At 31.3% G+C, this 10,170-nt stretch carries 8 protein-coding genes and 1 pseudogene; 1 reads left to right on the top strand and 8 read right to left on the bottom strand.

What is annotated here, in order from left to right:
• The 8 genes and pseudogenes from RQ907_RS05730 to gmk form a co-directional block, all read right to left on the bottom strand.
• Positions 1-1,270, bottom strand: a pseudogene (locus RQ907_RS05730) (Na+/H+ antiporter NhaC family protein); the annotation flags it as partial.
• Positions 1,271-1,455: 185 nt separating this feature from the next.
• The gene (gene tsf, locus RQ907_RS05735) at positions 1,456-2,124 is read right to left on the bottom strand and encodes a translation elongation factor Ts (protein WP_311492422.1); all 669 of its coding nucleotides are present in this window, start codon (positions 2,122-2,124) and stop codon (positions 1,456-1,458) included.
• Positions 2,125-2,139: 15 nt separating this feature from the next.
• The gene (gene rpsB, locus RQ907_RS05740) at positions 2,140-2,976 is read right to left on the bottom strand and encodes a 30S ribosomal protein S2 (RefSeq protein ID WP_311492423.1); all 837 of its coding nucleotides are present in this window, start codon (positions 2,974-2,976) and stop codon (positions 2,140-2,142) included.
• A gap of 131 nt (positions 2,977-3,107) precedes the next feature.
• Complete coding sequence (gene ftsY / locus RQ907_RS05745) at positions 3,108-4,520, bottom strand: signal recognition particle-docking protein FtsY (RefSeq protein ID WP_311492424.1); 1,413 nt, start codon at positions 4,518-4,520, stop codon at positions 3,108-3,110.
• A gap of 9 nt (positions 4,521-4,529) precedes the next feature.
• Complete coding sequence (priA, locus tag RQ907_RS05750) at positions 4,530-6,896, bottom strand: primosomal protein N' (RefSeq protein ID WP_311492425.1); 2,367 nt, start codon at positions 6,894-6,896, stop codon at positions 4,530-4,532.
• A gap of 4 nt (positions 6,897-6,900) precedes the next feature.
• The gene (gene coaBC, locus RQ907_RS05755; RefSeq protein ID WP_311492429.1) at positions 6,901-8,073 is read right to left on the bottom strand and encodes a bifunctional phosphopantothenoylcysteine decarboxylase/phosphopantothenate--cysteine ligase CoaBC; all 1,173 of its coding nucleotides are present in this window, start codon (positions 8,071-8,073) and stop codon (positions 6,901-6,903) included.
• A gap of 1 nt (position 8,074) precedes the next feature.
• Complete coding sequence (gene rpoZ, locus RQ907_RS05760; protein WP_311492426.1) at positions 8,075-8,263, bottom strand: DNA-directed RNA polymerase subunit omega; 189 nt, start codon at positions 8,261-8,263, stop codon at positions 8,075-8,077.
• Entirely contained in the window at positions 8,263-8,862 is a 600-nt protein-coding gene (gmk, locus tag RQ907_RS05765; RefSeq protein WP_311492427.1) for a guanylate kinase, read from the bottom strand. The genes rpoZ and gmk overlap by 1 nt, the downstream gene beginning before the upstream one ends.
• 93 nt (positions 8,863-8,955) lie before the next feature.
• Between gmk and RQ907_RS05770 the strand changes: the two genes are divergently transcribed.
• Positions 8,956-10,170 (top strand): NFACT family protein (locus RQ907_RS05770; RefSeq protein ID WP_311492428.1); only part of this gene is annotated, 1,215 nt, incomplete at its 3' end.

Genomic DNA, 10,170 nt, shown 5'->3' on the forward strand with positions numbered 1-10,170 from the left:
GTCCATAGGAACATTACCGCCCACAAGGTGCCAGCATCTTCTAGTGTTCTAGAAAGCATATTGCGGGAAAGACCTAAATCGTCATATTTACTTCATATAAGGGAGCAGGAACACCAATACCTAGAAACTGGTCGCACATAGTAGCATCACAAAAAATAGATGTAATCATTGTAAGAAATACTAGTCCACCTATAGAATTAATTTTTTCTTTTAAGTGAGCGAATAGTTTCTCAATAATTCCTGATTTCTCCAAAGCACCACCAAAAGACACAGCAAGTAAAATCAAATTAACTGTCCACATTTGATTATCCATTCCATCCTTAGCTAGGGCTTTATCTACAAAATCATTACCAGTTTCTATATCTGGACCATAGTGGAGGATTGCGAAAACTTCTGCAAGACCTATTTGTTTTTGAAATATCTGTGCAAAAGCTAATCCAACACAAACAGAAATCATAACCCCAGCTAAGCCTTCAATTCTAAGAATACATATAAAAATAACTAAAACAATAGGTAATAATACAAAATGATTTAAGTTAAAATTATTAGCAAGAGATTCTTTTATACCTTCAGCAATGTTTGGGTCATAATTTATAGTTTCTGCCCTAAGACCAATCAAACTATAAAGAATAAGAGAAATCAAAAACACTGGGCCAGTAGTTGAAATCATCGCTGTTACGTAATCGAATAGGCCTGTCTTCGCAACGCCGGCTGCTATATTTGTAGTATCTGAAAGTGGAGAAAATTTATCCCCTATATAGGCTCCTGATATAACCATACCAGCAGTAATGGCTGGGTTTATGCCTAAACCTTGACCTATGGTCATAAAGGCTATACCAATTGTAGCAGTAGCAGTCCAAGATGATCCGCAAGACAAACTAACAAGTGCAGTAATAATACAACCTACAGGAAGAAATAGTTTTGGGCTTAAAAATGATAAACCATAATATATTAATGCAGGTATGGTACCACATATCATGAATTAAAATATAAGAAGACCTACTGTCAACAAAATTAAGATAGCATCAAGAGTTGTTCTAATACGCTCTATCATACCATCTAGCATATCTCTAAAACTTCTTCCACAAATGAGCCCCACGAGAGAAGCAACAATAATTCCACATATAATAGGTAAATGAGCTGCATCATAAATATTCTCCTTACCATCTTTTTCGAAAACAAAAACGTAAATCATCAGACCAACCATCGTTAATATTGGAATAATTGCCTCAAATATACTAGGAAATCTAGTGTTTTTTCCTTTTTTCATAATAATTTCTTTCATTATAACAATACATTAATCAACTATCTAAATAGTACATTAAATCATAATAAATGTCAATTATTTTTTATTAATTCATTTCGTTATTAAGATAAAATAAATTTAAAAAAAATTCCACAAACCAGATTTCTGGAATGTGGAATTTAAGTTAGCAAAATGCTTTTATAGTTATATTACATATTCATTTGGCTTGCTACTTCTGCAGCGAAGTCTTCTTCTTTTTTCTCTAGACCTTCACCAACTTGAAATCTAGCAAATCTTCTGATTTTAATATTTTCTCCAACTTCATTAGCAGTATGTCTAAGTAGTTGTTCTACTGTTAAATCAGGATTTTTAATGAATGCTTGATCTAATAGGCAAACTTCAGAGAACCATTTTTTAAGTCTTCCTTCAACTTTTTTCTCAGCTATCATTTTCTTCTTGTCTTCAGGCATGCTGTCGCTTGATTCGTTAATAGCTTGGTTGATTAGGATTTCTCTTTGTTCTGCTACATCTGCTTCATCAGCATCTGCTTCAGAAATGTATTTAGGAGCACTTGCAGCAATGTGCATTGCAATATCTCTTGCAAAATTTTTAACTGTATCAGTGTTAGCTGAGAAATCTGTTTCTGTATTGATTTCTACAATTACACCAATTTTATCATTGTGAATATAAGAACCAATAACACCTTCTGCAGCAATTCTACCAGATTTTTTATCAAGAGTTGCTTGTCCTTTTTCCTTTAGGATTTTTTGAGCTTTGTCAATGTCTCCGCCTGCTTCTTCGAGAGCTTTTTTGCAGTCCATCATTCCAGCGGCAGTTCTTTCTCTTAATTCTTTAACTAATTTTGCACTAATTGCCATCTAAATCTCCTCTACTTATTCTGCTTCGTTTTCTTCAAATGCTTGAGTTTCAATTTCTTTAGCTGCTTCTGCTAAATCTTCCTCAGATAAATTTTCTTCTTCAACTTCTACTTCAGCAACTTCTTCAGTTTCTTCTTCTTCAAATTCATCAGCTGAAGGGTCAAATTCATTTCCTTGGTTGGCCTCTATAACAGCATCTGCCATTATAGATGTGATAAGTTTAACAGCTCTGATTGCATCATCGTTTCCTGGGATTGGAACATCAACTACATCAGGATCACAGTTAGTATCAACTATAGCGATAACAGGTATTCCAAGAATTTTAGCTTCGTGTATAGCTATAGATTCTTCGCCTGGATCTACTACAAATAGTACATCTGGAAGTTCTTCCATATCTTTGATACCACCAAGGTTCTTTTCTAGTTTATCCATTTCTTTTTGGTATTGTAGAACTTCTTTCTTTGGTAAAAGATCAAATGTTCCATCTTCTTCCATTCTTTCATATCTTTGAAGTTTTTCTACACTTTTTCTAATAGTTTTAAAGTTAGTTAGCATACCACCCAACCATCTGTGAGATACATAGTATTGACCTGATCTCTTAGCTTCTGATTGAATTGAGTCTTGTGCTTGTTTTTTTGTACCTACGAATAGAACTCTACCACCGTCAGCAACGATGTCTCTCATTACCTTGTAAGCTTCCTCAATTTGGTTAGCTGTTTTTTGTAGATCTACAATGTAGATACCATTTCTTTCTGTGAAGATGAATCTTGCCATTTTAGGGTTCCATCTTCTAGTTTGGTGTCCAAAGTGTACACCAGCTTCTAATAATTTTTTCATTGAAACTACTGCCATAATTACCTCCGTTTTTTTCTTCCACTCATCTCAACTGGATAATAAACCATAAGTGGCAACGTATTATCCATCCATGAATGTGATTGTTGTAGTACCTGATTAATATACCTCTTAAAACTTAAATTTCAACATTAAAACATTGCCTCTACAAAAGAATTCGAATCAAATTTCTGCAAATGATCAATTCCCTCACCTACGCCTATAAATTTAACTGGAACTTCCACTTCTACTTGAAGTGGGAATATTACCCCACCCTTTGCTGTTCCATCTAATTTTGTAAGAATTAGTCCTGTTATATTCGTAACATTTTTAAATTCTCTTAGTTGGCTAACAGCATTTTGTCCTGTAGTTGCATCAAGAACTAAAAGATTTTCTCTATTAGAATTTACAGCGTGGGTATCGATAGTTCTGTTAATTTTTTCTAGCTCTTGCATTAGGTTTTTCTTGTTATGAAGTCTTCCTGCAGTATCGCATATTAAAATGTCAATATTCTTACTACGTGCAGATTTTATAGCATCAAAAATTACGGCAGAAGGATCCGCTCCTTCCTTGTGGGAGATTAGCTCTACCCCTGCCCTATCGGACCACTCTTGAAGCTGGTCAATTGCAGCTGCTCTAAATGTATCTGCCGCTGCTAGCATTACATTTTTACCATCTTTTTTGAAGTTGTTAGCAAGTTTGCCGATAGTAGTAGTCTTACCAACTCCATTTACTCCAATTACGAGAATTACAGTTAGCTTTCCTTTCTCATACTTAATCTCATTATCGAGATTTTTCTCATCTAGCTTATTAATCATTATTTCTTTTAAAACTGGATAAATTTTGTCTGATTCTTTTATTGACCTTTTTTTAATCTCAGATCTTAATTCATCCACTATTTCAATAGTAGATGACATGCCGATATCCGCAGAAATCAATATTTCTTCTAATTCATCATATAAATCATCATCGATTTTTACATTTCTTGTAAATAGATTTGTCAAACTAGATGTAAAATTATCTCGGGTCTTGCTTAATCCTTTTTTTAGTCTTTCAAAAATTGACTCTTTTTTATCTTCAACTTCTTCATTTATTATATTTTCTTTTTCGTAGGCAGATAAGTCTTCAGATTTGTCTTTGTTTATTTCTTCTTTTAAGTCTGTTTCAAGAATTTTTTCAGTTTTTAGATTTTTTTTTTCTGTAATTTGTGAATTCGAGTCACTTTTACTTAAATCTATAAACCTGCCGGATTTAATTTTTGGAGAATTATCTTCTGAAATCTTTTCAGAAGTTTCTTTGATATTTTCTATTTTTTCGTCAAATTCGGACTCTATTTCCTCTTTTACTTCTTCAACTTTTTCCGCTATTTTATCCAATATTTCATCATTTTTATTGGCTTCATTGAACTGATTAAACTTATTATAATCTTCATTTGTTTTATCATCGCTGTTAAAAGATTCGTTGGAAATCAGATTTTCATCTATTTCGTTTTCTTTTACATCAACTACTTCTTTTTCAACTGTTTCTTCAACTTTTTTCTTTTTTCTTTTAAAAAAATTAAACATGATGGCTCCTTAATTAATATTTACAGGATTGAAGGCTACAATAAAGGACGTATCCTTGTACTTATTTATTAAATTATTTCTAATCCTGCTAAGAACATTTCGACATATATTAAGGTCTCTATCGCTAACCTTTATTAATATATTATACCTGAATTTATTATTAATTCTTGATATTTTACAAGGATTTGGTCCTATTATTTCAACATCGAGAAGACTTTTAAGGCTAATTCTCAAGTTGCTTGTGAATTCTTTGGAAATATCTATAGTTTTAACCCTATCTTCATTAACAATCTTAACAGTTATAATGTTTTTAAAGGGAGGATAAGAAAAGGCTTCCCTAATTTTCATCTCACTTTCAAAAAAACTTTGATAATCATTAGTCTTTACAGCTTGAATTACAAAATTTTCCGGCTTATAAGTTTGTATTATTGCCCTACCAGGCTTATTTGCCCTTCCAGCTCTTCCTACAACCTGAGTTAAAAGTTGAAAAGAAGTCTCCTGGGCAGAAAAATCTCCTACATTTAATGAAAGATCGGCAGATATTATTCCAACAAGAGTCACATTTTCAAAATCAAGCCCCTTAGCAATCATTTGTGTACCTAAAAGTATATCGGTTTTTCTTGCTTTCATAGACTCATACATTTGGTCATACTTTGACTTATTTGTAGCAACCATTGAGTCCATTCTCAAAATATTAGCTTCAGGGAAAAGTGTTCTAACCTCTTCTTCAAGTTTTTCTGTACCTGCACCAAATTCCTTAATTTTTTTCGAGTGACAATTAGGACAAATCCTAACTTGGTTTTTGGTCCTGCCACAGTAGTGACAAACAAGCTTATTAACCTTTTTATGATAGGTCATTGCCACGTCACAAGCCTCGCATTTTACTACATATCCACACGCCCTACAAAATGTAAAAGAATCATGGCCTATTTTATTTAAAAATAAAATAGTTTGCTCGTGCTTATCCAAATTCTGTTTAATTTCTTCTTGAAGTTCTGTTGAAAGCATAGAATAATTAGAATTTTTCAATTCTTCTCTCATATCAACTAAAGAAATTTCGGGCATAACTTTATTAACCCTCGAAGTTAACTTGAGAAGTTCGAGTTTTTCATCCTTAACTTCCTTCATTGTTTCGATAGATGGTGTGGCTGATGCCATTATTAGATTACAAGAATGGTAATTTGCCCTGAATTTTGCAATATCCCTTGTATGATATTTGGGATCTTTAGATGAAATATAAGAATTGTCGTGTTCTTCGTCTATAATTATGGCACCAAGATTTTTGAATGGTGCAAATATAGCTGATCTTGCACCTATTGCAATTTTAACTTCCCCATTTTTTATCATCATCCATTGGTTGAACTTTTCTCTTGGAGTTAATCTAGAGTGCATAATTGCAATTTTTTCATCAAATCTTCCAGAAAATCTTTCTATGGTTTGAGGAGTTAAAGAAATTTCTGGAACCAATATAATAGCTTCTTTGCCTTTCTTGATGACTTCTTCAACTACTTGCAAAAATATTTCGGTCTTGCCTGAGCCTGTAACTCCAAATAAAAGAAATTTGCCATCTGTTTTATCTATTATAGTTCTAAAGGCCTTGTCTTGCTCGGTATTTAAATTATGTCTTCTATAAATTTTATAATCTTGCTTAAGCTCTTTCCTAGCCTCTTTATTAATTTGTTCAACAATATTCTTATCTATTAATGATTTCAAAGATGATAGGAATGAAGATGTATTTTTTAATAAATCACTTTGTTTTGTAAGCCCATGATTTTTTAAATACTCGATGATATCTTTTTGTTTCTTAGCGTTTTTAGGAATTTTATATCCATTATCTATTAACTTGATATAGGTATCATAAGAGATATTTATCTTATCATTTACTTCATAGATAACTTTTATCTCCTTATTTTCTATCAAAGAATTTAATTTATCAGTTGAATTTGGAAATTTATCTAAAATTTCATTCTTTGTTCTTTTCAATTTAAGAAAATTGAGTAAAGCATCTTCTCGTTTAGATGTAGATAAATAAAATGATTTGATTTTATCTATGCTAGTTGGGGGTAATACTTGCTTTAAAGATAGTTGAATCGGCGAAAGATATTCTTTAGACATATAAAAAGCCAAGTCTAAAAGCTCATCACTTACAAGTTTATTTTCATCAATAATATCAATAATATCTTTCGTTTTAAATTCAAGTTCTATATTTTCAACAATTTCATAAACAAAAGCAACGCTAGTCTTATTTCCTTTACCAAAAGGAACTAAGACTCTCATTGCTCTTTTTAATTTATTATTTAATTTTTCTGGAATATGATATGTAAAGGGCCTATTTAGGAACCTGCTTTTACTATCTATAATAACTTTTGCGTACAAAATATCACCTTAAAAGGTCTAAAATCTTATTTGCAAGCTGACTTTTCGGCATTATTTCGAGATTAATAATATTATCTTTTGAAATAATTGATGCGACATTGGTGTCTACATCAAATCCAGCTCCCCATTTAGTTAGATCGTTAGCAATAATATAATCTAAATTTTTCCTGGTTAATTTACTCTTTGCATTTTCAATAAGATCATCAGTTTCAGCTGCAAAACCAATAATTGTTTGATTTTTCTTTATTGAACCGAAATATTTTATTATATCTATATTTTCTATTAATTCTAAATTTAAGCTAGACCCGTTCTTTTTTATCTTTTTATCGCTTGAATTTTCTATCCTGTAGTCAACAGGAGCTGCAGACATAATCAAGGCATCAGCATTATCAAACTCTCTTTCAATAGCATCCTTCATTTCAGAATTAGTTTTAACTGCAATTCTCTTTATGTTATTGATTTTCATGGGATTAACTGGCCCTGAAATTAATATTACTTCTGCACCCCTTTTGCGAGCTTCATTAGCAATATTATAGCCCATCTTACCACTAGAATTATTTGAAATATAACGTACAAAATCTATCTGTTCAACTGTTGGACCTGCAGTTATAACAATTTTCTTACCTATCAAATCTTTTTCAGTGAAGTAATCATCTAAAAAATCAACTATTTCAATAGGTTCTTCTAGCCTACCATCACCAATAGTGTTGCAAGCTAAAATTCCTGGCTCAGGTTTTATAATTTTAACCCCATCCTTTTTAAGACTTTCCAAATTTCTTTGTGTTGGCTTTGACTTTAGCATATTGGTATTCATTGCTGGAGCAATAATTACATCTTTATCGCAAGCAAGGTAAGTTGATAAGAGAAAATTATCAGCTATACCATTTGCCATCTTAGCAATAGTATTGGCACTAGCAGGAGCAATGAGCATAACATCTGCCCATTTACCAAGTTCTATATGGTGCACTTTCTCGTGGTGGCCGGTAAACAAGTCTGTATATACTTCGCATTGTCCCATAGTTTCAAAACTAAGAGGTTTTATGAATTCTATTGCAGATTCGGTCATTATTATCTTAAGATTGGCACCACTTTTTTTAAGTCTAGAGCATAAATCTAGTACCTTATAAGCAGCAATTCCACCACTTACACCTAATAGGATGTTTTTATTTTCTAGCATCTTATTGTTTTTTAGTGACCTTTCCATGAATAATTTCATTTAGTGCTTGAGTAACAGGTTTTGCTTCAACTTCTTTTGTTAAAGGTGCAGAACCATTAACAATTCTTCTTGCTCTTTTTGCACACATCATGCAGATTTCGTACCTGCTTGGACTTACTTCAGATAATGTTTTAAATGATGGATTTTTCATTAATCCTCCTTGAATTCTAAATTTTCTTCCCTAAACACTTTGTGTTTTTCTGCATTTATTATCTCATTTACAGATGTAATTGCTGAATTTAGGTGGTCGTTTATTACTATATAATCATAATCTTTTATGTGTTGTAGCTCTTTTTTAGCGTTATTCATTCTGATTTTAATGTCTTCATCAGTTTCTGTACCACGTCCTACAATTCTTTTTTTTAACTCTTTAAGACTAGGTGGGGCTAAAAAAATAAAGACTCCATTATCAGTATTTTTCTTGATATTAAGAGCTCCTTGCACATCTATTTCCAATATTACGATTTTTCCTTCGTTTATCTTTTTTTCTACAAATTCTTTAGGTGTTCCATAATAATTATTATGAACATGAGCATATTCTAGGAACTTATCTTCAGCAATCATTCTTTCAAACTCATCATGGTTTAAATAAAAATAACTAACTCCCTCTATTTCTCCATCCCTTTTCTTCCTGGTTGTAGCTGATACAGAATATACTAAATTTGTTTGAGTGTTCATCAAATCATGAAGAACAGTACCCTTTCCTACTCCTGAAGGTCCTGATATTACCAATAAAAATCCCTTTTTCATCAATCCCCCTTATCTAAATCATTTTACTTTTATATGCTTTTACTTCAAGTATCATGTTTAAAAGCAAAGAGTATAATAAAAGCGAGGTGAATTATGAGTTTTGACGGAATTGTAACAAGAAGAATAGTTAACGAATTAAAGAAAGAAGTATTAGGAGGTAAAATTCAAAAAATAACCCAACCTTCTAAAAACGACTTAGTTTTTAATATATACTCCATGGGAAAATCACATAGATTATTTCTAAGCGCTAATAATAATGAAGCTCGAATTAATTTAACTAGAAAAAAATATGAAAATCCAGAAAAACCAGATAATTTCTGCATGGTTTTAAGAAAACATATCAATCAAGGTAAAATTATCGATATAAGACAATATGGCCTTGATAGAATTGTTGAATTTTCAATTTCATCTATTGATGAAATGGGCTTTGACACTAGTAAAAAACTTATAGTAGAAATAATGGGAAGACATTCAAATATAATTCTTACTGATGGAAATTATAAAATAATCGATGCAATAAAAAGGGTTAATGATCACATGTCTTCTGTTAGACAAATATTTCCATCCTTAACTTACGAACAAATACCAAGTGAAAAGATAGATTTGACTAAAGATGATTTTAACAAGGATATTTTTTATCTAAGTCCTAGGATACCTAATAGTTTTGAACCTTATAAAGTCTTTTATACTTATTACGAAGGTTTTTCTCCACTTGTTGGCAAAGAACTTATCTATAGGGCTAAAATAGATTCTAGGATTAACTGGGGTCTAGTAAGTGAAGCTGATAAAGAGGAATTAAACAAATTACTTTATGATTTGCGAAAAGACATATTAGATAATAAGCTAGGTGCGTTTGAATATAAGACCGAAAGAAAAATTAAAGAATATCATACAATTAGCTTAAGTCACCTAAATTTTGAAGAGAAATCTTATGACTTTATGAGTGATGCCATCGATGAATTTTATTCTATTAATAAATCTAACGACAGACTTGATCAGATGAAAGCTGATTTAACAAGAATAATAAATAGTCACAAGAAATCTGTAAATAAAAAAATAAACATTTTAAGTGATAATATTTCAAAAGAAAATCAAGCTAAAACATTCCAAAAAAAAGCAGACCTACTTGCAGCAAACCTTTATAGAATCGAAAAAAAATCTAAAGAAATTTTACTAGAAGATTTTTATAATGATAATAAACCTATTAAAATTACCTTAAACCCTATGAAAAGTCCTTGGGATAATATAAACGATTATTATAATAGAGCAAAAAAAATTAAAACTTCCATTGCTTATGCTCTTAAAGAT

This window comes from uncultured Anaerococcus sp., assembly GCF_963510575.1.
In the GTDB taxonomy this organism is placed as follows: Bacteria; Bacillota; Clostridia; order Tissierellales; family Peptoniphilaceae; genus Anaerococcus.

Bases quoted from the DNA above. Each gene is read 5' to 3' on its own strand.
- rpsB (WP_311492423.1), bottom strand. From the start codon at position 2,976: ATGGCAGTAGTTTCAATGAAAAAATTATTAGAAGCTGGTGTACACTTT.
- ftsY (WP_311492424.1), bottom strand. From the start codon at position 4,520: ATGTTTAATTTTTTTAAAAGAAAAAAGAAAAAAGTTGAAGAAACAGTT.
- tsf (WP_311492422.1), bottom strand. From the start codon at position 2,124: ATGGCAATTAGTGCAAAATTAGTTAAAGAATTAAGAGAAAGAACTGCC.
- coaBC (WP_311492429.1), bottom strand. From the start codon at position 8,073: ATGCTAGAAAATAAAAACATCCTATTAGGTGTAAGTGGTGGAATTGCT.
- gmk (WP_311492427.1), bottom strand. From the start codon at position 8,862: ATGAAAAAGGGATTTTTATTGGTAATATCAGGACCTTCAGGAGTAGGA.
- rpoZ (WP_311492426.1), bottom strand. From the start codon at position 8,263: ATGAAAAATCCATCATTTAAAACATTATCTGAAGTAAGTCCAAGCAGG.